31 protein-coding genes are annotated in these 25,319 nt (G+C 51.6%); 15 read left to right on the top strand and 16 right to left on the bottom strand.

Annotation, left to right across the window (positions count from 1 at the left end; genetic code table 11):
- Positions 1-12: 12 nt before the first annotated feature.
- Genes moaC through MVK60_RS03715 form a run of 3 tightly spaced genes read left to right on the top strand, consistent with a single transcriptional unit; the run spans position 13 to position 1,051 of the window.
- Entirely contained in the window at positions 13-480 is a 468-nt protein-coding gene (moaC, locus tag MVK60_RS03725; protein WP_297436605.1) for a cyclic pyranopterin monophosphate synthase MoaC, read from the top strand.
- A gap of 38 nt (positions 481-518) precedes the next feature.
- On the top strand, positions 519-782 hold the full coding sequence (locus MVK60_RS03720; RefSeq protein ID WP_297436603.1) for a hypothetical protein: 264 nt from the start codon (positions 519-521) through the stop codon (positions 780-782).
- Entirely contained in the window at positions 710-1,051 is a 342-nt protein-coding gene (locus MVK60_RS03715) for a hypothetical protein (RefSeq protein ID WP_297436601.1), read from the top strand. The genes MVK60_RS03720 and MVK60_RS03715 overlap by 73 nt, the downstream gene beginning before the upstream one ends.
- A gap of 244 nt (positions 1,052-1,295) precedes the next feature.
- On the opposite strand, the gene MVK60_RS03710 is transcribed toward MVK60_RS03715, so the two are convergent.
- Positions 1,296-1,496: a hypothetical protein gene (locus MVK60_RS03710; RefSeq protein ID WP_297436599.1), complete on the bottom strand. Its 201-nt coding sequence runs from the start codon at positions 1,494-1,496 to the stop codon at positions 1,296-1,298.
- 104 nt (positions 1,497-1,600) lie between these two features.
- On the opposite strand from MVK60_RS03710, the gene MVK60_RS03705 reads away from it, so the two are divergent.
- From MVK60_RS03705 to MVK60_RS03695, 3 genes are all read left to right on the top strand, one after another.
- Positions 1,601-3,346 carry an endonuclease MutS2 gene (locus tag MVK60_RS03705; protein WP_297436596.1) on the top strand — a complete coding sequence of 582 codons (1,746 nt, stop codon included), beginning with the start codon at positions 1,601-1,603 and terminating at the stop codon, positions 3,344-3,346.
- A 259-nt stretch (positions 3,347-3,605) separates the two neighbouring features.
- Positions 3,606-3,875 carry an AAA family ATPase gene (locus MVK60_RS03700; protein WP_297436593.1) on the top strand — a complete coding sequence of 90 codons (270 nt, stop codon included), beginning with the start codon at positions 3,606-3,608 and terminating at the stop codon, positions 3,873-3,875.
- A 145-nt stretch (positions 3,876-4,020) separates the two neighbouring features.
- The gene (locus tag MVK60_RS03695; protein WP_297436591.1) at positions 4,021-4,614 is read left to right on the top strand and encodes a hypothetical protein; all 594 of its coding nucleotides are present in this window, start codon (positions 4,021-4,023) and stop codon (positions 4,612-4,614) included.
- Between the two features lie 2 nt (positions 4,615-4,616).
- On the opposite strand, the gene MVK60_RS03690 is transcribed toward MVK60_RS03695, so the two are convergent.
- Positions 4,617-5,279: a Kae1-associated kinase Bud32 gene (locus MVK60_RS03690; RefSeq protein ID WP_297436589.1), complete on the bottom strand. Its 663-nt coding sequence runs from the start codon at positions 5,277-5,279 to the stop codon at positions 4,617-4,619.
- Positions 5,254-5,601 (bottom strand): hypothetical protein, encoded by a 348-nt coding sequence (locus tag MVK60_RS03685; RefSeq protein WP_297436587.1) that lies wholly within the window; start codon positions 5,599-5,601, stop codon positions 5,254-5,256. The genes MVK60_RS03690 and MVK60_RS03685 overlap by 26 nt, the downstream gene beginning before the upstream one ends.
- Positions 5,602-5,767: 166 nt before the next feature.
- Between MVK60_RS03685 and thsB the strand changes: the two genes are divergently transcribed.
- Positions 5,768-7,426, top strand: coding sequence for a thermosome subunit beta (thsB, locus tag MVK60_RS03680; protein ID WP_297436571.1), 1,659 nt, complete (start codon positions 5,768-5,770; stop codon positions 7,424-7,426).
- A gap of 116 nt (positions 7,427-7,542) precedes the next feature.
- Positions 7,543-8,415 (top strand): zinc metalloprotease HtpX, encoded by an 873-nt coding sequence (locus MVK60_RS03675; protein WP_297436569.1) that lies wholly within the window; start codon positions 7,543-7,545, stop codon positions 8,413-8,415.
- A gap of 36 nt (positions 8,416-8,451) precedes the next feature.
- Here the strand turns inward: MVK60_RS03675 and MVK60_RS03670 are convergent, their stop codons facing one another.
- The 5 genes from MVK60_RS03670 to MVK60_RS03650 all read right to left on the bottom strand — a co-directional run bounded on the left by MVK60_RS03670 (position 8,452) and on the right by MVK60_RS03650 (position 12,158).
- Entirely contained in the window at positions 8,452-9,231 is a 780-nt protein-coding gene (locus MVK60_RS03670; RefSeq protein WP_297436665.1) for an SDR family oxidoreductase, read from the bottom strand.
- Between the two features lie 200 nt (positions 9,232-9,431).
- The gene (locus MVK60_RS03665; protein ID WP_297436567.1) at positions 9,432-10,124 is read right to left on the bottom strand and encodes a hypothetical protein; all 693 of its coding nucleotides are present in this window, start codon (positions 10,122-10,124) and stop codon (positions 9,432-9,434) included.
- Positions 10,105-10,941, bottom strand: coding sequence for an ABC transporter ATP-binding protein (locus MVK60_RS03660; RefSeq protein ID WP_297436565.1), 837 nt, complete (start codon positions 10,939-10,941; stop codon positions 10,105-10,107). The genes MVK60_RS03665 and MVK60_RS03660 overlap by 20 nt, the downstream gene beginning before the upstream one ends.
- Position 10,942: 1 nt before the next feature.
- The gene (locus MVK60_RS03655) at positions 10,943-11,500 is read right to left on the bottom strand and encodes a hypothetical protein (RefSeq protein WP_297436563.1); all 558 of its coding nucleotides are present in this window, start codon (positions 11,498-11,500) and stop codon (positions 10,943-10,945) included.
- 307 nt (positions 11,501-11,807) lie between these two features.
- Positions 11,808-12,158: a hypothetical protein gene (locus MVK60_RS03650; RefSeq protein ID WP_297436561.1), complete on the bottom strand. Its 351-nt coding sequence runs from the start codon at positions 12,156-12,158 to the stop codon at positions 11,808-11,810.
- Between the two features lie 322 nt (positions 12,159-12,480).
- Here MVK60_RS03650 and MVK60_RS03645 point away from each other — a divergent pair, with 322 nt between their 5' ends.
- Genes MVK60_RS03645 through MVK60_RS03630 form a run of 4 tightly spaced genes read left to right on the top strand, consistent with a single transcriptional unit; the run spans position 12,481 to position 14,197 of the window.
- Positions 12,481-13,491, top strand: coding sequence for a deoxyhypusine synthase (locus MVK60_RS03645; protein ID WP_297436559.1), 1,011 nt, complete (start codon positions 12,481-12,483; stop codon positions 13,489-13,491).
- 60 nt (positions 13,492-13,551) lie between these two features.
- Positions 13,552-13,749: a hypothetical protein gene (locus MVK60_RS03640; RefSeq protein WP_297436557.1), complete on the top strand. Its 198-nt coding sequence runs from the start codon at positions 13,552-13,554 to the stop codon at positions 13,747-13,749.
- Positions 13,746-14,057: a PIN domain-containing protein gene (locus MVK60_RS03635; RefSeq protein ID WP_297436554.1), complete on the top strand. Its 312-nt coding sequence runs from the start codon at positions 13,746-13,748 to the stop codon at positions 14,055-14,057. Before MVK60_RS03640 ends, MVK60_RS03635 begins: the two co-directional genes overlap by 4 nt.
- A gap of 17 nt (positions 14,058-14,074) precedes the next feature.
- Positions 14,075-14,197, top strand: a complete 123-nt coding sequence (locus tag MVK60_RS03630) for a PIN domain-containing protein (protein ID WP_297436552.1) — start codon at positions 14,075-14,077, stop codon at positions 14,195-14,197.
- 79 nt (positions 14,198-14,276) lie between these two features.
- Here MVK60_RS03630 and MVK60_RS03625 read toward each other — a convergent pair whose 3' ends face one another.
- The 5 genes from MVK60_RS03625 to MVK60_RS03605 all read right to left on the bottom strand — a co-directional run bounded on the left by MVK60_RS03625 (position 14,277) and on the right by MVK60_RS03605 (position 18,526).
- Positions 14,277-14,666, bottom strand: a complete 390-nt coding sequence (locus MVK60_RS03625; protein ID WP_297436550.1) for a hypothetical protein — start codon at positions 14,664-14,666, stop codon at positions 14,277-14,279.
- A 206-nt stretch (positions 14,667-14,872) separates the two neighbouring features.
- On the bottom strand, positions 14,873-15,265 hold the full coding sequence (locus MVK60_RS03620) for a hypothetical protein (RefSeq protein WP_297436548.1): 393 nt from the start codon (positions 15,263-15,265) through the stop codon (positions 14,873-14,875).
- Complete coding sequence (locus tag MVK60_RS03615) at positions 15,262-16,635, bottom strand: ATP-binding protein (RefSeq protein ID WP_297436546.1); 1,374 nt, start codon at positions 16,633-16,635, stop codon at positions 15,262-15,264. Before MVK60_RS03615 ends, MVK60_RS03620 begins: the two co-directional genes overlap by 4 nt.
- A gap of 50 nt (positions 16,636-16,685) precedes the next feature.
- Positions 16,686-17,960 (bottom strand): tRNA(Ile2) 2-agmatinylcytidine synthetase TiaS, encoded by a 1,275-nt coding sequence (gene tiaS / locus MVK60_RS03610; protein ID WP_297436544.1) that lies wholly within the window; start codon positions 17,958-17,960, stop codon positions 16,686-16,688.
- A gap of 29 nt (positions 17,961-17,989) precedes the next feature.
- A complete protein-coding gene (locus MVK60_RS03605; RefSeq protein WP_297436542.1) occupies positions 17,990-18,526 on the bottom strand; it encodes a GNAT family protein in 537 nt (178 codons plus the stop codon).
- 44 nt (positions 18,527-18,570) lie between these two features.
- On the opposite strand from MVK60_RS03605, the gene MVK60_RS03600 reads away from it, so the two are divergent.
- A complete protein-coding gene (locus MVK60_RS03600) occupies positions 18,571-19,530 on the top strand; it encodes a transcriptional regulator (protein ID WP_297436540.1) in 960 nt (319 codons plus the stop codon).
- 13 nt (positions 19,531-19,543) lie between these two features.
- On the opposite strand, the gene MVK60_RS03595 is transcribed toward MVK60_RS03600, so the two are convergent.
- Positions 19,544-20,794, bottom strand: coding sequence for an HD domain-containing protein (locus MVK60_RS03595; protein WP_297436663.1), 1,251 nt, complete (start codon positions 20,792-20,794; stop codon positions 19,544-19,546).
- Between the two features lie 86 nt (positions 20,795-20,880).
- Positions 20,881-22,158, bottom strand: coding sequence for a phenylacetate--CoA ligase family protein (locus tag MVK60_RS03590; protein WP_367270833.1), 1,278 nt, complete (start codon positions 22,156-22,158; stop codon positions 20,881-20,883).
- A gap of 114 nt (positions 22,159-22,272) precedes the next feature.
- Here MVK60_RS03590 and MVK60_RS03585 point away from each other — a divergent pair, with 114 nt between their 5' ends.
- Positions 22,273-23,340: a hypothetical protein gene (locus MVK60_RS03585; RefSeq protein WP_297436536.1), complete on the top strand. Its 1,068-nt coding sequence runs from the start codon at positions 22,273-22,275 to the stop codon at positions 23,338-23,340.
- A 4-nt stretch (positions 23,341-23,344) separates the two neighbouring features.
- A complete protein-coding gene (locus tag MVK60_RS03580; RefSeq protein WP_297436534.1) occupies positions 23,345-24,439 on the top strand; it encodes a DUF835 domain-containing protein in 1,095 nt (364 codons plus the stop codon).
- Between the two features lie 322 nt (positions 24,440-24,761).
- Here MVK60_RS03580 and MVK60_RS03575 read toward each other — a convergent pair.
- The coding region (locus MVK60_RS03575; protein WP_297436533.1) for a molybdopterin-binding protein at positions 24,762-25,319 on the bottom strand (558 nt) is incomplete at its 5' end.

Genomic DNA, 25,319 nt, shown 5'->3' with positions numbered 1-25,319 from the left:
GGGGGCTTCACGATGAAGGAACTCACACACGTCGATGAGAAGGGCGTCAAGATGGTCGAGGTCGGGCACAAAGACATGGTTTTCAGGAGGGCGGTAGCCAAAGGCAGGATCAGGCTGAAACCGGAAACAATTGAGCTTATCAAAGCTGGAAAGACGAAGAAGGGCAACGTAATAGCGACCGCCCAGATCGCAGGAATACTGGCCGTCAAGAAAACCCCGGAACTCATACCACTCTGCCACCCGATACCTCTCACGGGCGTTGACATAACCTTCGACTTCGGTGAGGACTACATCGAGGCGACCTGTGAGATCCGCGCATACTACAAGACGGGGGTTGAGATGGAGGCCCTAACGGGTGTAACCGTTGCCCTGCTGACGATATGGGACATGGTCAAGGCCGTTGAAAAGGACGAGAACGGCCAGTACCCACTGACGAGGATTGAAGACGTTCACGTCGTGGAAAAGATTAAACAGAAATGACCAGCAATGGTTATAAGTGGCCCATCAAATTGGGCCCGGTGGTGACGATGTACTCAGTTAAAAAGAGCAGATCGGGTTACATCTTCGACCTTCCGCGTGAGAGGGTAGCTTTCATGTTCCTTAAGGACGGAACCTACATGATGTTCCACGATGAGGAGTTCCTCTGCTACTCGATGAAGCCGGTTGAGGTTCCGGAGGAGGAGCTTGAGAGGTTTGAGAAAAGGGGGAGATGCCCGAACTGGTTAGAAGACTCAAGGCCCACGAGTTTCCGGAGGAGTGCACAGTTAAGAGACTCCCTTTGATAGATGGGGATTTGGAACCATTTGACCCGAACAGGAAGTGCGTTGTAATCTTTACGGGCTTTCAGGACACGGTCATAGACTACATCGAGCTCGAAGGTATAACTTACGCAGTTGCGAGGCTCGTTGATGAGCCTGAAAAAGCCTGCAGGTTTATCGGAAAAGGGAACTACAAGGTCGCCGCGGTGATGCTCAAAAGGAATGGGCCCTGTATGGATAGGGATGAGTTCGTTGGAAGGTTGAAAGTCATCGGTTGCAGTAACCGATCGTAATGTAGTGGACAACGTCTTCCAGAGAGGGAATCAAAGCTTATTGCTCAAAACACCATTGTGGCCATGAAACTCCCGTGAATTTTCCCATAGGAGGAACCATAGCCCAATCCACAGGACCAGATAGAGGGTTTTCCAGGGGAGTGTCCTGAAAGGGGAAATTTCCTTGACGATGAGCCTTTTGAGGCCGTTTTCGTCCCTCACAAGGTAACTCTGTGGCCGCCACTTCCGTTCCATGATGTTTTCTTCACTCATATGAGGTAAACATACTTCCCAAAGCTGGAGGCGAGAAAGGATTCGATCTCAAGTTCGGGTTCCATGGTTCCTTCAATCCTGTGAACACGAGCCCCCTATTTTTAAAGCTCTGAAGAGCCAATTCGGCATCTCCCTCCGTAAGCTCCAGCCAGTAGAATAAGTAGATTGGATTGAAGAATCGCTTGAAAACCATGGCAATCACCCGATGCTATCGTCATTGGGTTACGCTCGGCATTTATAACTTTTAAGGTTGTGGCAAAGGATACCTTTTTAGCCATTTTAAACATCCCCTTAACGATGGCGCTCAAGCTCAACCCAGAGGCAAAGGCAGTATATCGCTCAATCAGGGAGGAGATAAAAAGGAGGTTAGTCCTGCCTGGGAGTTTGCACATTCTCGACGAGTTTGAACCTACACCTGAGGTGGAAGAGATTCTTCGCAGGCAGGCCTATTTCCGGGAAAACCTATCTAACCTCCGGCCAGAACTAAAGGGAGAGATAGCTAATGTCAAACCGATAAAGTTCCGTCGCGATTACCTCCACGACAGGATTCTAATAGTCGATGATGACGAGCTCGAAAGGGCCAAAAACCTGGGCCTCTGCGAAGTGTCCACAAACCTTGAGGATGTAGAAGGTTACTCGCTGGTGCTGAGCACCGTTGGGTATGGAATCGACGTGGAACTGACACCGTCCCAGATAGTGCCGGAACTCTATATCATGCCCCTTTGGGAGAACCAGGAGACGCTGGGAGCCTTGGCGAGGATAGGCGAATTGAGGGGAGAGGGAAGCGTAGCGTCGGAAATCCTCCGTGAGCTGAGCGAAATTAAAGAGATGATGGAAAGACGGAAGCTCCTCGACGGTCTGGAGGAGTTGATAGCCGAGAAGGAGCGCGGGCTCAACGAGAGGATAGCGGAAAAGCTCGAAAAGTTCAGCCTGACGCTAAGCGGAAAGGAGCTACTCGACTTCCTTGGGGAGCTCAGGGCAGGAAACTACGGGGCCATATTCCGGCACTTTGGTGATGTTGAGAACGAAATACTTGAGCTGATAAACGAGGTTGAAAACGAGCTGAGCGAAAAGTTGGGCGTTACAGTTGAACTGTTCCCGCGTGAGGAGCTTTATCCGGTAACCGTTCCCCCGGAGGAGGTGGAGCTGCTCCGGGAGGAGCTCGAACGTGAGCTGAAGGTTGGGATCTACCTTAAAAGCCGTGAGGTGCTTGATGAGATTAGGCCCCTGCTGCCGAGACTCAGGGGGGAGCTTGAGAGGGTCCACGAGCTCGACTTCCTTTTGGCAGTTAGTGAGTTCACCAGTGGGTTTTCTTTTCCCAAACTGTCGGATGGGGGGATAGCGTTTGTCAACGGCCGGCACCTCTTTATCGAGAACCCGCAGCCGGTCAGCCACGTCGTTGGAGATGTACCCGATGGTTTTTCAGTCTCGGGCTCGGAGAACGTCCGCGGCGAGAGCGTTGTTATCCTCACCGGTGCCAACAGTGGTGGGAAGACCAGTCTCCTGGAGCTGATAACACAGATAGAAATTCTAGCCCATATGGGTTTTCCGGTTCCGGCGGAGAGGGCGTGGATCGAGCCCCTTGACGGGCTGTTCTTCTTCAGGCGGAAGAGGAGCAGCTATGGGGCCGGTACCTTTGAAACTGCCCTGCGTTCCTTCGTAAGGGCCCTGCGGAACTCAAGGAAAAAGCGCTCCGAGAGAAAGCTTATCCTGATAGATGAATTTGAGGCGATAACGGAGCCCGGTGCTGCGGTGAGGATAATCGGGGGGCTCCTCAAGATAGCATATGAGCGTAGCTTCTACGTTGTTATAGTCTCCCATCTAGGCGGGGAACTGGGGGAGGAGCTTCCATTCGCGAGGGTCGATGGGATAGAGGCGAAGGGCCTTGATGATGACCTTAACCTTATCGTTGACAGGCAGCCTGTCTTTGGAAAACTCGGGCGTAGCACCCCCGAGCTAATAGTGGAGAGCCTCGCGAGGAGGAAGCGCGGGAAGGAGAGGGAGATATTTGAGAGGGTTCTGAGGGCGTTCAGGCAGGAGTGAGCTCTGCACTTTGTCCTTACGTGGTGACGAAATGCATGCATATCGTCCTCACGTAGGGATAAGGTTTGTAAAAAACGACGCGCAGGGGGTATCATGGGGGATAGAATATTAACTTCCCTGGTAGCAACGAGCCGGCGGTTGATGGCGCGGGCGAAAAAATTTCCAAAGAAGCGCTTTCTTTACCCGAAACTAAAAAGAATAGACGGGGAATACTACGTCGGCATCCAAAGGAATTCGGGGCGTTGGCAAAACGGTTTTAATGCTCCAGCTTGCCATAGAAACGGAGAAGAGTACATATTTCTCTGTGGATTCCACGCTTATAAAGCCTTTCCCCCTCTACGAGGTTGTCAAGGCTTTCTCCAGCCTCGGATACAGGAACGTCTTCATAGACGAAATCCATAGAAAACCCGACTGGGAGGAAGACGTAAAAACTCTGTACGACGAACATGAGGTTAGAATATCCTTTTCCGGTTTATTTACCATTGATATCTGCATTCCGGGCCGGATCTATCCCACAGGGTCGTACTGAAGGAGCTGCCGCCGGCATCGTTTAGGGAGTGGCCGAACATACAAAAGGGTATGGATATCCCCGTTCACTCAATGGAAGAAGTGATTTCCAGACCGTTTGACATGACACAGATGTACATGGACCCCACGCTCTCTGGATGGAGTATATGGAAAGGGGAGAGGTACTCTATCCCGGGAGCGGATTCTACGATGCCATTGAAAACTCAGTTAGAAAGGTTATACTCGAGGACCTATCCGCGCTGAGGGAAATCAGCGTGAAGTACGAGACAGATGCATACCGCCTGCTCTATCTCGTGGCTAAATCTGCTCCCTTTGAGGTGAATTATTCCTCAATTGCCAAGGAGCTGGACGTCTCAAAGAACATGGCCATAAGGCTCGTTGAGGACCTCTCCAAGGCAGGTTTGCTATACACCCTCCAGCCCTGCGGTAGCGTAAGAAAGGAACCAAAGCTCTACCTTACCGTTCCACTCAGGATGTTCTTTGCAAAAAAGGGCTTCAGTGTCCATTTGGGTGCTTTGAGGGAAGAGTTCTTCGTGAACCACGTGAGGTGGATCTCCCAGCCGTGCTACCTAAAGGGAAAGCGGGGTGAAAAAACCGCGGACTTTAAAGTTGGAGACTGGACAATAGAAGTTGGTGGTGAGAAGAAGAGGAGATATCAGAGGCCGGATTACATAGCCATGGATGGACTGCTGACCGGAAACGGCAGGATTCCGCTCTTCCTTTTTGGCTTGATATATTGAACTTACCCCACCCAGCTCCTCTCCCGGTACCTACCGCGGCTTTCTATCTCATCGATTTTTGCCTCTATTTCTCTCCGGGCCTCCTCGCCGCGAACCTCGGCGTAGCCCTCCAGAACCGCCTTAAAGCCTCTCTCAAACCACGTGTAGTGCGTGCTCTCCATGGCCCGCCTTAGGAGATGCAGATCGACGCCCTGGGCCTCCAGGGTGGGGTCAAAGTCCGCCAAACCGAAGTCTATAAGGTAAACCTTTTCCCCGCGGAGTATCATATTGCTCGTTGTCAAATCGCCGTGCATTAGTCCAGCTTCGTGCAGTCTGCCGATCTGACGGCCGATCTCCCTGCAGAGGGAGAGACGCTCGTCCATCGGAACCTCCTCAAGGAGCTCCTTCATCCTCTTCCCATTGATGAACTCCATGACGATTCTCATGTTCAGTGTATCGACTTCATAAACGTACGGACAGTTCACCCCAGCTTCCTTTGCTCTGTGGAGTATCCTCGCCTCCCTAACCGTCCGCTCCTTTCTGAGCTTCCTGTCGATCTCCTCTATGCGGTAGCGCTTTGGAATGCGATCCTTTACGATGACCTTTTCGTCATCCCACGGGAAATACAGCTCCCCGAACTCCGCTTTGTATATCCTCGCCTCAGCACCCTGTTTTATCAGTTCCATTCCCCTCCCTCCTCAGGCCGAGATCGTTTAAGAACCTTCTATGTCCCCTTATCCTTATCCGGATCGTTATAACGTCTCCAATATTTATGGTGAGGATTCCGGTATCGTCCTTTACAAGAAAGATTGCCGAGTCGGCTCCGTTTTCGGTCACCTTCTTGCGGGCGTACCCGATCCTATCCTTCTCCGAGGCCAGCATGTCGTCCATCAACGACGCCTCGTTCTCAACGTCAACCCCGATCAATCCGTATCCGGGGATCTTCTCCAGGATCGCCCTAACTTCTTCATGGGGTACCCTGTAAATCATTGGCTCCACGGCGCTCACCGTATCCACTCGGCCCAACAGGTTTTAGCCCTTTCCTCAATTTGTAGTACTTTTTTAGTCATTTCATCCATATTCTGCGAGCTATCTAAAATTTTTAACCCAAAACTTTTTATAGAACGCTGACGAAGCGTTTCTGCAAAAAGCAACTGAATAGGAGGAATGTCAAATGGCACAGCTTAGTGGACAGCCTGTTGTTATTCTGCCGGAAGGGACCCAGAGATACGTCGGAAGGGACGCCCAGAGGTTAAACATCTTAGCTGCAAGGATTATAGCCGAGACGGTTAGAACAACGCTCGGCCCGAAGGGAATGGATAAAATGCTCGTCGACAGCCTCGGTGATGTCGTTGTCACAAATGATGGAGCCACGATTCTTGACAGAATCGACCTCCAGCATCCAGCTGCTAAGATGATGGTTGAGGTTGCTAAGACTCAGGATAAGGAGGCTGGTGATGGTACTACTACTGCCGTCGTTATTGCCGGTGAACTCCTCAGGAAGGCTGAGGAGCTCTTAGACCAGAACATTCACCCAAGCATCATAGTTAAAGGCTACACCATGGCCGCCGAAAAAGCCCAAGAAATACTCGACGAGATCGCCGTGAAAGTGGACCCAACAGATGAGGAGACCCTCACGAAGATCGCCGCCACCTCGATAACCGGTAAGAACGCAGAGACCCACAAAGGGATATTCGCAAAGCTCGCAGTCGAGGCCGTCAGGCAGGTCGCCGAGAAGACGGGAGATGGCTACAAGGTTGACCTCGACAACGTTAAAATCGAGAAGAAGGCAGGGGAGAGTGCTGAGGAGAGTGAGCTTGTTCGTGGTATAATCATCGACAAGGAGCGCGTCCACCCGAGGATGCCCAGTAGAGTTGAGAACGCCAAGATCGCCCTCATCAACGAGGCCCTCGAGGTTAAGAAGACCGAAACGGACGCGAAGATCAACATAACAGCCCCGGACCAGCTCTACTCCTTTATAGAACAGGAGGAGAAGATGCTCCGCGAGATGGTCGAGAAGATCAAGGAGGTCGGCGCCAACGTCGTCTTCGTTCAGAAGGGTATTGATGATCTTGCCCAGCACTACCTCGCTAAGGCTGGGATCCTGGCCGTTAGGCGCGTCAAGAAGAGTGACATGGAGAAGCTTGCTAAAGCCACCGGCGCCAAGATCGTCACCAACATTCGTGACCTAACCCCGGAGGACCTTGGAGAGGCTGAACTCGTTGAGGAGAGGAAGGTTGCTGGGGAGAACATGATCTTTGTTGAGGGTTGCAAGAACCCGAAGGCCGTCACCATACTCATCAGGGGCGGCACCGAGCACGTCGTCGACGAAGTCGAGAGAGCTCTGGAAGACGCACTCAAAGTCGTCAAAGACGTCATGGAGGACGGCGCAGTCCTTCCGGCGGGTGGTGCTCCGGAGATTGAGCTCGCCATCAGGCTTGACGAGTATGCAAAGGAGGTTGGCGGCAAGGAGGCGCTTGCTATTGAGAACTTCGCCGAAGCATTGAAGATAATCCCCAGGACCCTCGCAGAGAACGCCGGCCTTGACACCGTTGACGTCCTCGTGAAGGTCATCAGTGAACACAAGAACAAGGGCAGGGGCATCGGCATCGACGTCTTCGCAGGCGAGCCGGCTGATATGATGGAGCGCGGTGTTATAGCACCAGTCAGGGTCACCAAGCAGGCCATCAAGAGCGCCAGCGAGGCCGCAATAATGATCCTCAGAATCGACGACGTCATCGCCGCGAAGGCGAGCAAGTCAGAAGGCGGTCAGGGCGGGGAAATGCCCGCTGGTATGGGTGGCATGGGGGGAATGCCTGGAATGGGCATGTGATGTCCCCAATTTTTCTGCCCTTTTTTATGTTCCAAAACCTTTTATTGTGAAAATCCAAACGTTCTTTTGAGGGTGATGTGCCGTCTTGGAGAGATAGAGTTGCTGGAGGTGAGATGATGGGGCTTGCGATGTGGCTCAGAACTGGTCTGCTGATGGCAATCCTCACGGGGTTGTTGATGGGGATAGGTTACATCTTCGGCGGGCCAAATCTGGCGTTGATAATGTTCGTCTTCTCGATGTTCTTCAACTTCATAACGTACTGGTACAGCGACAGAATAGTCCTGGGCTGGTACAGGGCGAGGGTCGTTGACGAGTACGAGGCACCTGAGCTCTACTCCATCGTAAGAGGTCTAGCCGAGAGGGCCGGTCTTCCAACGCCGAGGGTTGCGATAATCCCAACCGAAACACCCAACGCCTTTGCAACGGGTAGGGACCCGGAGCATGCTGTGGTGGCCGTTACGCAGGGGCTCCTTAAGATACTTGACCGCGATGAGCTGGAGGGGGTGCTCGGTCACGAACTCACACACGTAAAGAACAGGGATATGCTTATAGGAACCCTAGCCGCCGCCATGGCCGGTGCTATAATCCAGCTCGCTTACTGGGCGCGATGGATAGCCATATTTGGTGGTTTTGGAGGTGACAGGGACGACGGTGAAAATGTACTCGCTGCTATCCTGGTGGCGGTTCTGGCCCCTATCGCTGCCATGCTCATCCAAGCGGCCATAAGTCGCTCAAGGGAGTTCCTCGCGGATGAGGGGGGCGCGAGAATAAGCGGAAAACCCCAGGCACTCGCGAGCGCGCTGATGAAGATAGATACTGCTGTCCGCTATCGGCCTTTGAAGAACGGAAACCCGGCAACGGCTCACATGTTCATCATCAATCCCTTCAGGGGGCTTGGACTGGCAACCCTCTTCTCCACACATCCCCCCACTGAAGCTAGGATAGAAAGGCTCAGGAAAATAGCGGAGGAGATGGGCATATACTTCTGAACTTTCTCTCTTCTTTTTGGGTGTGTTTCCTGATGCTCAGATGAAGACGCCTCTGGTCATCGCGCCGTCTATGACAACGGTCGAGCCGAGCATGTACTCGGCTTCTTTGCTGAGGAGAAAAGCCACCAGCGAACCGAGTTCTCTCCATTTTCCAGTCCTGTGGAGGGGCGTTCTGTTCAAAACCTCCCGTTCCCAGGTCTCCTCAAAGGGTTCTCCCCTCGACTCGGCGACGGCTTTAAGGTTCTCCCTCGCACCGGGCGTGTCGAAGCTGCCGAGCAGGATGCTGTATGCCCTTACTCCATCCTCCCCGTAGGTCCTGGAAACGCTCTTCGCCAGCTGAACGAGTCCAGCCCTCGTAACATCGGCCAGAACAAGGGGGGGCATGGGTTCCTTTATTGAGACGGAGTTGAGGTAAATCAGTGTTCCCCTCATATTCCTTTCAAGCCAAGCCCGGACCAAAAGGGTTGTTAGATAGCCCGGAGCGACTGTGTGGAGAGCGGAAGCTTCGATCCAGTCTGTATAGCTCGTCTCGTGGAGGAGGCACGGCTCACAGCGGACGTTTCCAGCGTTCCAGACGAGGGCATCAATTTCTCCAAGAAGTTCCCAGCTTTCTTTTACAAGATTCTCGAGGTCTCGCTGGCTGTGGAGGTTCGCCTTAACCCCGTACACTTCACCGTAGCTCAAAAGCTCATCCAGCGCCTTCTTTAGGTTTTCCTCACTCCTGGAGCTTATCACAACCCTTGCGTTTCTCCTCAGCAGTTCCCTTGCAACGTTGAAGCCTATGCCCCGGGATGAGGCCGTAACAACTACGCCCATTTTCCTGAGGTTGATCTTGATCATGATACTCACTTCGAGGAGTGGCTAATAACCTTTGTCCCGGCGACGTCTCATGGAAACCTCGGAACTTCTTGGGAGGTGCAGGAAAAGGGGACAAAGGTTGGTTCACCCAAAACCTCCGCGTAATCTCCTGGGTTTAAGTTACCACCTACTGATAGGTTGGTTTTGATCGGAGGTTACTAATTACCTGGATGCACCTCTCTTCTTTTAAAGATGAAAGGATAGCCTATCCCCAGAAACACCGAGAGACCAAAAACAATCCAGTTGGCCAGGTTTGAATCAACCAGCAGGATTCTTGAGGAAACGGCGTAGGAACCGTAAACCGGGGCGAAAAGATAAGTGAGGTACCCCATGGCGCCATGTACTGGGTTTCCAAGGCTTGCCTGATTCTGTATCAAAACCAGCGACGAGAACGGGAGCATAAAGAGCAGTCCCATCGAGAGGACGTAGAGCTTGCTGCCGCCCCCTATGACGGTTGAGAGGATTATCGTTGTGCTGTAAAGGAGGACAGCGACGGAGATAGGGACCATGAAAGTGCCCGCATGGTAGTGCCCCACTATGAGAACGGTGGCTACTGTGAAGGGCGTGAGGGAGAGGAAGAGGGACAGCAACCTCCCAACGGCCACTGTAGACCAGTCCCGGAACATGACGAGCTCAAAAGTCAGAACCTTGTCCTCGGTGAAGAACACCGTCGAAACGAGGAAGATGTAAACTGGAATCGCAATGAACTGTAGCATTTCAACGAGAGCCAGTTCTCCTTTAAATTGGCTGGCCGCAAAGTACTCCGACCATAGAAGGACTCCAAGAATTATCCAGTACGTGGAGCCTGTAAATATCTCCTTGAGGTACATCCTAACTACGTATCTTAGCATAGAGCAAACGCACCCCCGCACGTTTGTAGCCCAGTATAGAACCATCCCTCATCAAAGATTCAAGGAGCTCTTCGGGACATTCGCAGACAACGACGTTGCCGAAATCCGCCAGAACCTTTGGAAGCCCAACTTTTGCACCCGCAGGAACAAAGACCTCGTACGTTGATTCAACTTCCGGCAGGCTGCCATGCCACCAGACCCTGCCATCCTCAAGTACGATTACCGACTCGGTCAAGAGCTCAACGTCCTCAGGTATATGGGACGTAAGTATGTAACTGTCAAAGCGTTCCTTTAGAACCCTGGCAACTCGCTTGTAAGCGTGTATATCGAGATGAACAAAAGGTTCATCCAGTACAGGTACCCTGTTTCTGTCTGCGAGGGCATTGAAAATCCAAAGGAGTTGCCCCTGGCCAGAGGAAAGCTCGTAAACCTTTTTGTCCTTAAAACTTAGAAGACCGAGTTCTCCAGCCAAATCCTCAACATCCTTCTCGTCCCCCACTATCTCACCGATTAGTGTTACGAGCTCCCGCACCTTCATGCCGTAGGGAAGGTGGCCCTTTTCAAAGGCTGGGGCAAACATTTTCAGCAACTTGTCCCTCTCTTTAAAGGGCACGAGTCCGTTGATCATGACCTCTCCTTTGTCCGGTTTTAAGAACCCCATAAAGATCGAGAGGAGGGTCGTTTTTCCACTCCCGTTCTGACCGACGATGCCGATTCTCCTGGCCGTGACTTCAAAGGTAACATCCTCTAGGGCGGGGGTTCTTGAGTCGTAGCTGAAGCCCAGCCCATCTGTTTCAATTTCAATTTCAATTATCAAGTTAGGTCCTCCTCGATGCTATTATTAGCAAAAGCATTCCGAGAATTACAAAACCTACATTCAATGGAAAAGATGTCCCGAAGCCGTACCTCAACCAGCCGGCCCAGTCCTGAGGGGGTACCGTGTTGCCACCACCAAGAAAAAGACCCATCATCACCCCATCCGTTTCATTAACAGGGGCGTTTGTAAGGGACAATAGCGGACGTATTGAGGTAATATTTGAAGTGAGGACCTGTAACAGGAGTATCCCGCCATTTTGAAACCTGGTATACTCACCTATGGTGCTATTATGTCCACAATACAACACTCTGGGGAACCCGTAGAATTTATTTGGAAATGTGTGGGTGTTGTTCAAAAAACATCCATTTGAGGGTTTTGAAGGCAAAAGAAGTTTAATCAAATCATCCTGAGAGGTAAAAGTCTTTTGACCATCAACGACCTTTGAGATACCTCCAGTTGAATAAAACGGGAACTTGGGTAGAAGTTCAGGGTTGAGTCCACCTTTTTCCCCCAGGAGTTTATAGATTGTGTATTTAATTTTATATCTATCACCCCCCAAACTGGTAACGTTAAGGATTAACCCGAGATTAAACTCTTCGTGGCTCTTCTCTTGTTGTCGTAGAAAGACCCCACAAATGCATAGAACGAGAGTGTGCTACCATTGACAATGTTGCCTTTGTGAGGGACATGAATATATGTGTTAGCATAATACGACATGACCGGCCCAAAATTGACTAAAAGGCCAAAACTTATAAGAGTAATAGCGATTATCCGGTATGTACTTTTTTTTGTCATTGTTTGTTCCTCCTACTGGTATACAAGGCTAAATAAATAAAAAATTATGCTATTTGTATTTGCAAGAACTATCATGCATCAATCTCTATGGCGAATTCCACAGGAAGTGTTTCAGTTTGGCTAGCTATGCCATTAACCCCATAATATACCTCGTATTTATAGTTCATACCATCTGGAGTCTTCCCGTTAAAGCGGACTCTATTATACAGAACTCCCTGTAGATCGTTTCCTGGCAACCCATGAAGCGTGAATACTCCCCAGAACTCCAATTCGTTGGAACTTGGGATTGCCTGAGTATAATCCCAGCTTCCATAGTCTCCTAAGTGGCCTCCAGTAGTTGTTTCGATGAATGTGTTCCTGTCTAGGAGGAACTGCCCATTGGATGAGGTTGCGAATGTCCACTTGGACGTCACCCACGCCATGTGCCATCCAACAATGTCAGTTGCGTATGCAGTAACCTCTGAGTAGTTATGGTACGTACCTGGAATAATTATCCCTGCAGCTCTATTGTTGTTGCTAATACCACGGAACTTAATACCATAAGAATACTGGCTAATTTTTTCCTTATCATATCTATCCCTCCTATAGAGTTATTTCAGTAAAGTTAGGAATACAATACTATTTAAGATTTTTTTTTCTTTATTGTCAATTTTACAAAAAACTTGGTAGAATTTCTAAGTTAATTGTCATATTATCAAAACCGTACCCCAATTATTTATAAAGCAATCAACCACACGTCATCCTATGAATGAGCCAAAAGACATTGTTCTTAAAGAAAGCGAAGAGGTTGAGGGCCTTCCAATCGAGGGTCCATGGTTGGATGAGGTTTCGAGCCTTGAGGAGGTTTTGGATTATTACACGAGGACAGGCTTTCAGGCGACGCACCTCGGAAGGGCGATAGAGATATGGCGCAAGGTCGAGGAGAAGCGCGCGGAGGGAGAAGAGGTCAGGGTTTTCCTCGGATACACCTCCAACATAGTCTCTTCTGGCCTGCGGGAGCTGGTTGCGTGGCTCGTGAAAGAAGACAAGGTGGACGTCATCGTAACCACCGCTGGAGGAATCGAGGAGGACTTCATAAAGGCATTAAAGCCCTTCGTCCTCGGCGACTGGCAGGTGAACGATGTCCTTCTCAGGGAAAAGGGCATAAACAGGATAGGCAACATCTTCGTGCCCAACGACCGCTACATTGAATTCGAGAAGTACATGATTCCATTCTTCGAAAGAATTCTTGAGATGGAGCGCGAAGCTGGAAAGTCTCTCACTGCCAGCGAGTTCATCCACGAGCTCGGTAGATACATGGACGAGAAGCTCGGAAATGAGAAGGAGAAGAGCGTTATCTACTGGGCCTACAAGAGAAACGTCCCGATTTTCTGTCCCGCCATAACCGACGGCTCGATAGGGGACATGCTCTACTTCTTCAAGGAGGAGCGTGGTGACAGGGAGCTGATCATTGATATCGCCAACGATATAGTGAAACTCAACAACTTGGCCGTTACCGCCAAGGAAACAGCCTCGATAATCCTCGGAGGTTCCCTGCCTAAGCATGCGATAATCAACGCAAATCTCTTCAGGGGAGGAACGGACTACGCGATTTACATAACAACGGCAATTCCGTGGGACGGCTCTCTGAGCGGTGCCCCTCCGAGCGAAGGCGTCAGCTGGGGCAAGATAAGGGCAAAAGCTGATTACGTCGAGATCTGGGCAGATGCAACGCTCGTCTTCCCCCTGTTAGTGTGGAAGGTGATGAGGGGATAGGGTTATATCCAATGAACCCCAAACTAAGAGCGGTGGGGGTATGGAAGGGGCAACCTTCGCGTGAAACTGCCCGGAAAGGTTAGTGAGGAGACCAAACGGGCCATTGAAAGAGAGCTTGAGCTTGAAGCCCTTCGAATCTACCTTGAATTAAAATCAAAGAAAAAACGTAAGAAACTTCCCGTTGAGAGCTACATGGGAATACTCGGAAAGGCTTCCGTTGAGGAGCTCGACACCTACGCTCTATCTAAAGGGCTTTGAGGACATACATTGACGCCAACATCATCTACAACTTTCTTTTCATGACATCCTTAACTCCAAGAGCGAGGGACATGCTGACTTCAGAAGACGAGCTGGTTATTTCTCCGATTTCAATCAACGAGGCAGTTTACGTCTCTTTTAGGAAGCTCGCCAAAGAGAAACACGGAATTTCTAACATCTACGATGTAAAGCAATTCGTCAAGACTCCAGATGGTTTAAAACTGATTGAAACGGCGGTTTCCATGGTCTTAGGTCTCATCGGGGATGCTGGATTGATATCCTCCCCGATGAAGATAGAGCCGAAATAATAAAAGAAGTTGCCGCCATGTACGGTCTCCTGCCAAGCGATGCAACGATCCTCGCGACCTGCATAAAGCACGGCATTCCGAGGATAGCGACTTTTGATTCTGACTTTGAGGGCATTAACGCGATTGAGGTCATTAGATAGACTGCATCCTCACTGCAAACTCTTTTTAAATCCCTTTGCAGGGGTTCAAATGTTAAAACAGGAATTTTCCCGCATTCTCTCACTTAGCGAACTCTGCTATCTTCTCAGTCTCCTTCTTCTGAACGAGCCTGAGGAGCTTAACCGTATGGGCTATCTCGATGGCGTTTTCCTCAGGGTTTTCGAGAAGCCGGTCGAGCCTGTTAATTAAGTCCATCTCCGCTCGCTTCATCGCTTCGCTTGAGAATCCCGCGTATTTGAGGGCTTTAGCTATGGCAAGAAGCTCGGTAAAGGTGGAAATCTTCTCCTCAGAGGATTTTGGTTTTGCCTCAATCGGCTCCAGCGTTTTTGGATCGATCCCTTTCTTCTTGGGGAACTCGAACCATAGATCACCATATACTTCCTCTGGTTTCACGACGTTTGGGAATACCTTCTTCAGTTCGATTATGTGATCTCCTATTGTTCCAAGCACCTTCTCCCGCGGTACTCGGAGAAGTCCGTCAAATATCCCAGTCAGCTGGACTGGCGGCGGTTGATTATACAAGTTTTTGTAGTGATTAACAGCGATCCAGTACGGATCTGCTCGGTTATCGAATATGTTGTGCGCAAGTTTGTCCGAAATCTCAATGGCATTCTCAACGGCTTTTCTGATTTTCTCCTTGTCTCTGATCTTTCCCCTCAGTTTGTAGGCCGTGTAGATGGTATCTCAACTTCTTCACCGATTTCCTTGAGTATGTTGTGGAAGCGGAACTCTACGTGATTTGTGTGTGCGCCGCCGACGCCATCTCTTGCCAACCCAGTGAACAGACCTATCAGAAAATCGTATCCTACCTCTGTGGGTGTGTCTCTTTCTGATATAAAATTGGTTCCATCGCTGGCCCAGTGCGTGTGTGTTGGGTGCAGGTCAGGCAATCCTGCGGCGATCTGGGCAATTTCGGCGAAAACCGTGCTGTTACGTCCTGTGGGTGCCGTGTATACATCTACCTGTTCCTTCCTCTTCACCGTTCTGAATCTCTTTTTTTCTTCCACCACTACTATTCCTGTTTTCTTCCGCGTGAGCACCATTGTCATGCCTCCCTCTGAATTTGGATTTCAGAAGAGATAAGCCTTTCGAAATCCTCCAAGTCCCAAACCCACCAGCCCCCTGCTCTCAACTCCTCCTTGCCCTCCACTCCCCTAGCAATCAGTCCATAGCTCTTCTCCCATCCATCAAGACCAACCAACTCAGCCTTCCTCTCCAAGCCCCTCAAAACTCCCCTCGCTTCCCTTTCGCTCAACTCCTTCCACTTCACCTCAACGAAGAGAGCCTTATTTTCGCGCTCATTCAGCGCCACCAAGTCAATCTCCTCGCCCTTCCTCCACCACTGCCCGATCTTGGTGAAACGGAAGGGTAGCCTTCCAGTCTTGTTCAGCTCGATCAGAACCTGTTTGGCTACTTTTTCAAACACCGGGCCAAGGTAGTGGCTGTAATCCCTCTTAACCTCCTCAGCGTCAAAGATGCCCTCCTCGATGGCCGAGAGGTTCGGGTAGATAAAGCGGAACCAGAAAGCGAGGAAGTTGTCGGCCAGGTAGTAGCGACCCCTCTTTGAGTTCGGCTTTTCAGTTATCGGAACCTCCCTCACGACGAGCCCGGTCTCGATTAAGTTTCTGAGGTAGGGTGTTACGTCCGAGTGTCTCATGCCGATGAAGTCCCTTATCTCCTTCGGTGTCGTTTTGCCAAGAGATATCGCCTCAAGGATTCTCCGGTATGTTCTCGTCTCCGTGAACTCATACTTCAGCAGAAAATCAACCTCATCGCGGAAAAGGCTTACGGGGTTTTTCAGCTCTCTATCAAGCCATTCCCAGAAGGGCAACCTAACCTGAGTTATGTAGAATGGAATCCCATCGGTCATGCCGTAGACCTCTACGAGTTCCTTCCAGTCGGCATTGGGGAAAAACTCCCTTAGATGGAAAAATTTCAAAGGCTTGAGCTTCATTGAGCCCGTTCTTCTGCCGTAGAGCGGGCTCTTGTAGCTGAGAACCTTCTCAGTCATTATGCTCACTGAAGAGCCAAGAAGAATTAGCTTTGTCTTTGAATCCGAAAGGTCCGTGTCAATAGCCCTCTGAAAAACGCTCAGAACGGTGGGGTCTTCCTTTATCAGGTTCGGAAACTCGTCAATAACGATGACTTTCCCTCTGAGGGCGTGGAGAAGGCCCTCCCAGTCTTCCCGGGCGTATCTCACCTCCTGAAAAACTCTCCCGGCAGTCTCTCGGAAATGCCTCAGGTTATCCCCCTCGACGGCGAGGTAGTAAACGTGGGGGACGTCTTTCACGGCTTCGAGGACGAGACGGGTCTTTCCAACACGCCTCCTACCGTAGATGACGATTAACTCAAAATTATCGCTTGAGATTCTTTCTCTTAGTGCTTTAAGCTCCTCCCTCCTGCCCACAAAATAGCTCATATGATAATCACCATTATGATAATGGCAATTATCATTTTAAACCCTTTCGCTCACAAAAGTCTCAAAATCCTCTCCTCACCACCCGGCAGGACGAGGGGCCTCGACAGGTGCTTCCTGGCATCTGGAGGAACCTCGTAGATTTTCTTGGCCAACTCGCGCGGGACTTCGACTGGAATAAGCTTCTTCGGCATTCTATAGCCACAGCGCTTGCACTTCAAATAGTCGCCCTTGCTCTTCATCGTTCCCCCACACTTTGGACATTTCGGCTTCCGGTATTCAATTCTGGAGGCGAGCTTCACCGGGTAGAACTTCTCAAGGTTGAGCGTCAAGATTCCATCGTGCTCCTTAACGCCACCGGCCGCGATGATTTCATCGCCCGGTAGGAGTTTCCTGACCCAGTTCCTGAACTTCTTCGTCGGCTCGAAGGCCGCGACGCGGATTCTACCGGTCTCGTCCTCAAGCTCGAAGAAGACGTGCCGGCCCTTTTCCCAGTAGGGGCCGGCCACTTTACCCCTCACAACCGCGCTGTCGTAGAGCCTCAGCTCGCCGATTTTTTTAGGAGTCAAGTGGTCGTCGGTGTTCTGGTTCGTCTTGTAGAGCTGGTAGAAAGCGATAGGTTCACCAAACTCGACCCGCTCAAAGGTCTGTAGGACTTTTCCCTTATCAATCCCGCGTATTCCAACGAGAACGGGGTCTTTGCCGTGTGGCGTTATGATGACGCTCCTCTTGTAGGGGTCAACGTTGTCGTAGGTGAAGGGGTAGCTCCAGTGGTCTGCCATAAAAACGCTCTCCGAATCGACCCTTCTCGGCGTCCCCCAGTTCTCAGGCTCGCGGTAAGCTAACAGCTCGTAGGTGAACCTTTTCAGAGGGTAGCCGATTGAAGCGAGCGCGCCGATTACCCCTCTGCCGAGCTTGAACTTGAAGACCTCCGCCCCGATATCTTTCGCGACCCTTTCGGCATCTTCAATCGTAACGTGCTCCTTCAGGGCTTTAAGCGAAAACTCGCGGAGCTCTTCTGGAATATTCCCTTCAAAGAAGACAACTCCCGGGTTCGTGTTCTCGTGGGTGAAGTCTGCCAGCTGGTTAACGTAGAAAAGGACGGTGTCTTTGATTTTGGGGATAACCCACTCATCGACCTCGAAGGTCATCGCGACCGCTCCGTTGCCGCGCGTCTTGTAGGGGATGTTTGGGTTGAGCCTTATCAGCCTCGGCAGGTCGATTGGCTCCGCTATGCGGGAAAGCTCCCTGTAAAGGAGCGCACCTATGTAGGTGGTGCACATGCCGTTTGGTGAGTCTGTGTCGTCGATTCCAATTTGGAGGAGCATGGTTGAAGAAGGGAGGGGGGGTTTAAAAATCAAACGCCACTACGGAACCTCTCGTACATGAGAACGTCGACAAAGCCTTCCCCCGGCACGTATTGATGTTTCCTCCACCTTCCGACTAGATTAAAACCGTTCTTTTCCAAGACCCTTATTGAGGCCAGGTTCGTCTCGAAGACGTGGGCGTAGACCTTCCTCAGGTTGAGCCACTCAAAAGCGTACCTCAGGGCGAGTGCAACTGCTTCAGTCGCGTAGCCCCTTCCCCAGTATTCCGGTGAGAGGAAGTATCCAACTTCCGCACGGCCATTCTCGTGGTCGATGCCGTGAAGGCCCACAACCCCGGTGAGCCCTTTACTGCTCCGTTCCAGGATGGTAAACACTTTCTCACGCTTTTTCCCCCGCCGCAGTGCCTCATACCACTCAAGCTCATCTTCGTAGAAGTAGACCTCCCCGGGGAAAGAGAGGTACGACCTCACGCTTCTGTCGTTGTACCACATCCACAACCGTTTTAGATCTTCCCGGGTGAGCACTCCAAGGGAGACGAGCCTTCCTTTGATGATTATCGGTCTCATATCAACACCTTAAGTTTATTAAGGGGAAATCCTATTTAAGTATGATGGACAGGGAAAGACTCATACGGGCTGTGGAGGGCATTCTAAGGGGTACAGGGTATAAGACCGCCCGCCTTGAGTTTAAGGGCTCCTGCTTCGACCTAGTGGCGAGCAGGTTATTCCTCCTGCTGTTCATAAAGGTGGTTACCAACATCGATACCGTGACCCAGGAGCAGGCCGAGGATCTCAAGCGCCTCTCAAAGTTCTTCAACGCATCCCCCCTCATAATCGGCATTAAAACCAAGAACTCCGAGCTGGAGGAGGGGGTGGTTTACGACCGCTTCGGCATATACTCCCTCCGGCCCGAGACCCTCTACGACGTCCTCGTTGAAAACGAACTTCCGGCGATCTTTGCCGAGCGCGGCGGCTTTTATGTCCGGGTGAACGGTAGCCTCCTGCGCGAACTCAGGGAGAGGTACGGGTACTCCATTAATGAACTTGCCAAGATGGCAGGTGTCTCCCGAAAGAGTCTCCTCAACTACGAGCGTGGGGAGCAGGCGGTTTCAATAGACGTTGCCCTCAGACTTGAGGAGATATTCGACGAACCCCTCGCGGAGCCCATAGACGTTCTGCACTCAACCGTGGAGGCGAGGCTGGACGTTAAGCCCGAAACTCCCCTTGAACAGGAGGTGTTCGAGCGTCTGCGCCTCTTGGGTCTGGGCGTTGTCAAGGTGAAGAAAGCACCGTTTAACGCAGTTTCCAAGGAGGATAAGTTCAGGATACTAACGGGGGTTGATGAGAAAAAGACGAGCTCAACCGTTAAACGGGCCGAGATGGTTGCCGAGGTTGGGAAGATCATAAACAGCGACGGAGTCTTCATACTGGAGAAGACCAAGACACAGGTCGTTGGGGAGGTCCCTCTCATACCCAAGGAGCGCCTTAGGGAGATTCGGGATGCGGATGAACTCATAGACCTCATAGAGGAGTTGAAGAGGGAGATAAAGAAAGGGTTGTTCTCCAGGTAGTCCCCTCTTCGATTCATCCAAATACAATCTTTCTCCACGTCTCCCTGACCTTTGGCACGTATTTTGAAGGTGCCGCTATCAGGACGGCCCATCTCGGTGTCTGTCGTCTTTTAAGGGCGTTGGCCAGTGGGGTGACCTTTGTTAGGGGCTCGATCGTTCCGTCGTCTAGGAGGACGTTTATCTCTGTGGCCTTCAGCCTCGGCTCGCTGAGCATGAGGTCCGCTATGCTGAACTCCAGAATGACTTCGCCTTCCCTCGCACCGACTGCATCAGCCAGAGCCCTCTCCATTTCCTGCCTTCTTTTCACGTTTCGGTATGCGGCCAGAAGCTCCCTCTTCTCCTCGGCGCTCAGGTCATCGGCACTCGCCAAGACCGCTGCCTTGTACAGATCGCGGTATTTAACTCTCCGCACTATCTCCACAGGCAGTCCCTCCAGATCCTCCAGCTCAACCAGAACTCGGCAATCGATCATCCTCCAGAAGTCCCATAGGTGGTCCTCCTCCAAGGCGAATTCCAGGGCCCTGGTCAGCATACCCTCGGCGATTTTAACCGTGTGGTGGAAGTAGACCCTGGAGTACATGAGGGACCTTGCCACCATCATGCCCTCCACGGCTTCTATACCCTTCTCGTCAACCACCAGTTCATCGTCGTGGATTTTTAGGACCTTCAGAAGTCGTTCCATGTCTATTATGCCGTGGGCGACGCCGGTGTAGTGTGCATCCCTTATGAGGTAGTCAAGCTGGTCAACGTCAACGTCGCCGTGGAGCATATGCCCGAGGTAGGGGTTTCCATGCCTGCCCAGGATCAGCTCGGCAACGTCTCTGGCCGTGAAGTCGTAATCGTATGCCTCGATTATCTCGGGTATCTTGCCTCCATCCTCCCTCTCCGTTATGTTCGTCCTGCCCAGTATGATGTCCTGACCGAGGCGCATATGGTCGTGCTCCTTAACGTAGTGTTTGTAGATGCTCTCAAAGGTGTGGCTGAACGGCCCATGGCCGATATCATGGAGGAGCGCCCCGACCTGGAGGAGCATGCTCTCACTCTCATCCAGACCAACTTCGGCGGAGAGCCGTCTTGCTATATCCCATGCCCCCAGGGAGTGTTCGAAACGGGTGTGGTTCGCGCCCGGATAAACGAGGTAGGCAAGACCGAGCTGTCGTATGTTCCTCAAACGCTGAAACTCAGGTGTCTTAACGAGATCCAGGATTAGACCGCTTATCTTCATACTGCCGTGTATCCCGTCGTGGATGATCTTTCCATCCATACCCATCACCGGTTGGAATTCCGAGAAATTGCTTAAATAATTTTTCGCCATTGTGACAACGGGGTAGAAGGTTAAAAGAAAATGGGTCAGAGATCCCTGCCGACTATGTATATCCTTTTCGTCTTCCCCAGCCTCTGGGGGAGGTCCGCCCTAAGGTTTTCGGGGGGCACCGCTTCGATGATGAGCTCGGCCTGTTTGGACTCTTCGACCTCGTACCTGACGGGGTTGTTTGCCTCGTAGATGAGTTCCCTGACCTCATCCTCTATCCCCGGCGGCTTCTTTTCTCTGTACGCCACCCGTATGATAACCTTGGGTTTCGGGTTTTCTGGGGAGAGTGGGTGGTATATCATCACGAAGTCGAGCAGGTTTGGATGATTGTAGACTATCTCCATAACCTGGTCGATGTGCAGTTTGGCCCCCGCGAGGCTCACAACGTCCTTGACGCGGATGATGTTCATAACCCTCCCGTCGGCTATCCTGGCTAGGTCCCCTATATCGTAGTTGAAGAGCGGCAGCCCCGTTAGCTCTCCTTCGTGCATGACCTTGGTTATATACATTCTCTTGTACTCCGAGTAGCCATCGTTGTTGTCCTTGAGGATAACCGCCGAGTCTGGGAACGTGAACGGGGTGGTCTTCCCGCTTTTGACGACCCGATATCCAGTGATCGCATCCTCGGTTGAGCCGAAGTTGTCCACTATAACAGCATCCTCGAAGAGCTCCAAGGTGGCCTTGGCGAGTTCCGGCGTTAGCGTCTCTCCCCCGACCACTATTGTCTGGATGTCTTTCTTTATACTCTCTGGGAGAATAAGGCCGAGGTTGTAGGCCGTCGCGGTCAAGCAGAAGAGGGCGGTTGGTTTTATGTCCCTGAGCTCGCTTAGGAGCATGTTCTTATCCAAGAGGTACTGTATGGGGATCTGGTAGTACGCGGCCTTTGCGGTGATGGCTTCAAATCCGCCGTACGCGAACATACCGGAGGAGGAGGGTAGCGGCGGGAAGAACGAGGCGATCCGATCCCCCCTGTCCATATACTCCCGCACCCAGGGTTCGATCTGTCTTCCTGTCCTGAACCTGTCGTCCCGCGTGTAGGGAACGCGCTTGGGCTTCCCGGTGGTTCCACTTGTCCTCATCACGGCGTGGAACACGGTACCCCTCCTGATGTACTCGGGCCAGACCTCATCGGTTCTGTAGAGATCGTGGGGTGTGATGTTAACGGTTTCGGTAAGTTCCGAGAGCCGGGATGGTGTTATACCATCCACGTCTACCCCATGGAATTTCCTTCTCCAGAACTCCGTTGTTTCAAGGGCCCTCTCAAGGGTGTACCTTAAATCGGAGAGGTCCTCCTTAGCGACTCTACCTGCAATCATATCCACAGGTAACCACCGTATGAACTGTGTATTCATTTTATTTAAACATTGGGTTTGCTCCAACGAACCGTAGTATGGGAAAAGTTTTATACTCCAAGGGACTAAATTCACAGCATGAGGTACGCGAAATTCGATAACATGTTGGGAAAATTTCAAGATAATCCCTTGAACGTTAAAAACAGTGACACCGTGGAATACCTCAGGGCAGTTTTTGAGTTTCATCTTCATAATACGCCGTACTGGATGGGACTCAATGAAAGGCTCAAACCGAATCTGGATGATGTGTTCCAGGGAACTCTGGAGGAGGTTTTTGAGAACCTGCTCAACGCCGGCCTGGTGGCCGAGGAGGAATACCTGCGCAACCACTGGCTGGAGTTCGTTCCGAGGGATTACCAAGGGCACATCAGGTTCTACCAGTCCTCTGGAACAACAAGGGAACGCGCCATAGGACACTGGGACAGAGAATATCTCCACTACCTGCATGCATACCTACGCGCTGCCCTTGATTCTATCTATCGTTTGGACCGCATCTACACTGGGGAGCACCAGATGAGGGCGCTGGCTCACGGTCCCTATGGCTGGTACCAGGATGAGATAAGCGAACTTGTCTGGAGCTATGGGGGCGTTCTGTACTTCATAGGAATGGAAACCGATGGAACGAAGAAGGTTCTGGCAGAACAGGGGATTGAAGCGGTTCTCAAGCTTCTTGATCCCCTCGTGAAATACACCCACCGGGTGATGGAGGCCGATATGATAAACACCGTCAGGTCGGCCCCTCCGCTGATGATGCTCTTTGAGCCCTACAGCGAGAACATCGAGACGGCCATAGTGAGCGGTGTGGGGATAGACTACGCCTTCTTCAAGTACCTCTTGGAGAAGTTCAGCGGGACGAGGCTCATACCCATGTACGGTTACTACGGTTTCGGCGACCTCGTTGGTATGATGCATGCGAAAAGCTTTTGGTATTATCCCAACTATCCTTTCACGGTGATACTACCCGTGAGGAAAGAAGGGGTGTACCGTGTCGTTGGGTACGGTGACAGGGGGCAGGTCGGAATGCTCATCGCCCGTCCGGAGCTCCTGGTGGTGAAGCTTGAGAACGAAACCGCGGTCAGGACTCCCCCGGAAGGTCCGTTTAGATGGGATGGGTTTGGAGACCCGGAGCGCCGGGTGTTGAGGTGATTTCATGGCGGTGCTGCAGCAGGTGGTGATGGCTGAGGGCGTTGTAGTTATGATCGCCGACCTAACCGCCATGTTTCTCATCCTCAGGATATACCTCAAGAACAGGAGAAAGGCCGCGCTGATATTTTCACTTGCGTGGTTCTTTGATTTCATTGCCATACTGCTGAGTGCGTTTGGGTCTCCAACCCTCAATGAGCTCAGCTACATCTCTCTCACGTTGTTCTCAGCGTTTCTCCTTTACGGGGCCGCGAAGTTTCTGGAGGAAGAATCCCTCAAAGTGCCACGCGACTCGATCTACATTCTCATTCCAATGCCAACCGTATTTATGCTCTACATGCTTGGGGTCTATGCGTACACCAAAGATGCTGTGTGGACCACCACGGCGGCTGCTTCCCTCGGCATAACGGGGATGTTTGTTATAACGGCCGGGATGCTCCTCAGGGAGACCGTTGATATATACAAGAGCGCTGCCCGATATCTATACATAAGCATCGTGCTCTTTGGATTCCATCTGGTTCCCGCCGCCCTTTTCGGCATCCACGAGTGGTACGCGCCCATAGGGTTTTCCATGTCAACAACCCTGATAGTCCTGATGGTAATGTTTATGCTGAGACTGATGTCCTCCGAATCCTTCATGAACGTGAAACCGGTTGAAGCCTCAGAGACCCCAATTGAACCCGGTGTTATGATAATTAACACTGAAGAATACGGGAAAATCAAAGACAAGCTCAAAGACGTTCCGGTTCTCGCTTTTATAAGGGATGTTACCGACGTTCCAAAGGCATGGCGCTTCTACTTCGTCACCACCGTTCCCTTCAACGACAAGATCAAAGAGACCATAATCCCCACGAACCTCGCCAGGATAACCGAGGTTTCTTATCGGTACCTGCAGGAGACCTCGAAGGCTGGAGGTAGGGGTATAGTGCTCATGGATTGCATTGAGTACCTGCTGGTGTACAACCCACCTGACAGCGTTATGAAGTTCCTCGCGAAGCTCCGGGACTTCGTCGTGGTAAACAACGGCACCCTGATACTCGTCGTTGACAACATGAGTCTGGGGGAGAAGCTCTTCGCTCAACTTCATAAGCTGGTCGGTTGAGGTAGCCTTATATACGGAATCCTCCAACCCTTTTTGCCCCCGCGCGAGGACCCCGGGGACGAATGAACCGGGGGGCGATGCGGGGGCCACAGCCCGGTCTTACAGCGAGGTCCCCGCGGGAGGGCCTTCCGCGTTACGGAGCGCAATGACCGTGGGAAACCCAGACCGGGCACACTTCTCGGCCCGCCTGGGTTAACCCGCCCGAGTTCTGCCGTAGGCTTCGATGGGGGCGGGTGTTACGGGCGGGCCATATCTCACCCCCAAACGAAGAAAACAGAGAGGCGGGCCTTTCCCAGTCCGTTCTGTACAGATGCCCTTGACCTCAGTAGAGCACGGCTTCCACGGTCTCTCCCTCGAGGTACCCCTCACTGTCCTCCGGGATAACTATATAACCGTTGCTCTCCACGAGCGAGCTTATTATTCCGCTGCCCTTCTTTTTGATCGGTCTGGCTTCCCCGTTCTCGTACCACACCTTCACGAACTCGTGTCTTCCGAGCTGGCTTGATGCACGCTCGGTGAGCGTTGCTTTAACGCGAACCTCGTAGTTCTTAGCACCGACGAGCTCTGCCAGGGCATGTTTGACGTAGAGGTGGAACTGGGCAAAGACAGCCGCTGGATAACCACTCATTATGAAGATCCGCTCGCCATAGCCTATGGGTCTCCCCGGTTTTATCGTCGTTCCATGGAAAAGGAGTTTGACGAAGCGGTGGGCGAAGTCCTTATCGCCGAAGGCAGAACCTCCGGTAACCAAAATGAGGTCGTTCTCATTCTTGGCCCTCTCTATTGCGCCCCTTATATCTTCTTCGTCGTCAGGAAAGACTCCGTAAAAGACTGGCTCACCGAAGTACTTCCTTACGAGGCTTTCCAGCATCACCGAGTT

It is taken from the genome of Thermococcus sp. (assembly GCF_026988555.1).
GTDB lineage: Archaea > Methanobacteriota_B > Thermococci > Thermococcales > Thermococcaceae > Thermococcus.
Note: the sequence above shows the minus strand (reverse complement) of the source record. Positions and strands in the feature narration are given on the sequence as shown.

Coding starts and splice junctions, on each gene's coding strand:
- moaC (WP_297436605.1), top strand. CDS start 13: ATGAAGGAACTCACACACGTCGATGAGAAGGGCGTCAAGATGGTCGAG.
- MVK60_RS03715 (WP_297436601.1), top strand. CDS start 710: ATGCCCGAACTGGTTAGAAGACTCAAGGCCCACGAGTTTCCGGAGGAG.
- MVK60_RS03710 (WP_297436599.1), bottom strand. CDS start 1,496: ATGGTTTTCAAGCGATTCTTCAATCCAATCTACTTATTCTACTGGCTG.
- MVK60_RS03705 (WP_297436596.1), top strand. CDS start 1,601: ATGGCGCTCAAGCTCAACCCAGAGGCAAAGGCAGTATATCGCTCAATC.
- MVK60_RS03700 (WP_297436593.1), top strand. CDS start 3,606: ATGCTCCAGCTTGCCATAGAAACGGAGAAGAGTACATATTTCTCTGTG.
- MVK60_RS03695 (WP_297436591.1), top strand. CDS start 4,021: ATGGAAAGGGGAGAGGTACTCTATCCCGGGAGCGGATTCTACGATGCC.
- MVK60_RS03690 (WP_297436589.1), bottom strand. CDS start 5,279: ATGGAACTGATAAAACAGGGTGCTGAGGCGAGGATATACAAAGCGGAG.
- thsB (WP_297436571.1), top strand. CDS start 5,768: ATGGCACAGCTTAGTGGACAGCCTGTTGTTATTCTGCCGGAAGGGACC.
- MVK60_RS03675 (WP_297436569.1), top strand. CDS start 7,543: ATGGGGCTTGCGATGTGGCTCAGAACTGGTCTGCTGATGGCAATCCTC.
- MVK60_RS03670 (WP_297436665.1), bottom strand. CDS start 9,231: ATGGGCGTAGTTGTTACGGCCTCATCCCGGGGCATAGGCTTCAACGTT.
- MVK60_RS03665 (WP_297436567.1), bottom strand. CDS start 10,124: ATGCTAAGATACGTAGTTAGGATGTACCTCAAGGAGATATTTACAGGC.
- MVK60_RS03650 (WP_297436561.1), bottom strand. CDS start 12,158: ATGGCGTGGGTGACGTCCAAGTGGACATTCGCAACCTCATCCAATGGG.
- MVK60_RS03645 (WP_297436559.1), top strand. CDS start 12,481: ATGAATGAGCCAAAAGACATTGTTCTTAAAGAAAGCGAAGAGGTTGAG.
- MVK60_RS03630 (WP_297436552.1), top strand. CDS start 14,075: ATGTACGGTCTCCTGCCAAGCGATGCAACGATCCTCGCGACCTGCATA.
- MVK60_RS03620 (WP_297436548.1), bottom strand. CDS start 15,265: ATGACAATGGTGCTCACGCGGAAGAAAACAGGAATAGTAGTGGTGGAA.
- MVK60_RS03615 (WP_297436546.1), bottom strand. CDS start 16,635: ATGAGCTATTTTGTGGGCAGGAGGGAGGAGCTTAAAGCACTAAGAGAA.
- tiaS (WP_297436544.1), bottom strand. CDS start 17,960: ATGCTCCTCCAAATTGGAATCGACGACACAGACTCACCAAACGGCATG.
- MVK60_RS03605 (WP_297436542.1), bottom strand. CDS start 18,526: ATGAGACCGATAATCATCAAAGGAAGGCTCGTCTCCCTTGGAGTGCTC.
- MVK60_RS03600 (WP_297436540.1), top strand. CDS start 18,571: ATGGACAGGGAAAGACTCATACGGGCTGTGGAGGGCATTCTAAGGGGT.
- MVK60_RS03595 (WP_297436663.1), bottom strand. CDS start 20,794: ATGGATGGAAAGATCATCCACGACGGGATACACGGCAGTATGAAGATA.
- MVK60_RS03590 (WP_367270833.1), bottom strand. CDS start 22,158: ATGATTGCAGGTAGAGTCGCTAAGGAGGACCTCTCCGATTTAAGGTAC.
- MVK60_RS03585 (WP_297436536.1), top strand. CDS start 22,273: ATGAGGTACGCGAAATTCGATAACATGTTGGGAAAATTTCAAGATAAT.
- MVK60_RS03580 (WP_297436534.1), top strand. CDS start 23,345: ATGGCGGTGCTGCAGCAGGTGGTGATGGCTGAGGGCGTTGTAGTTATG.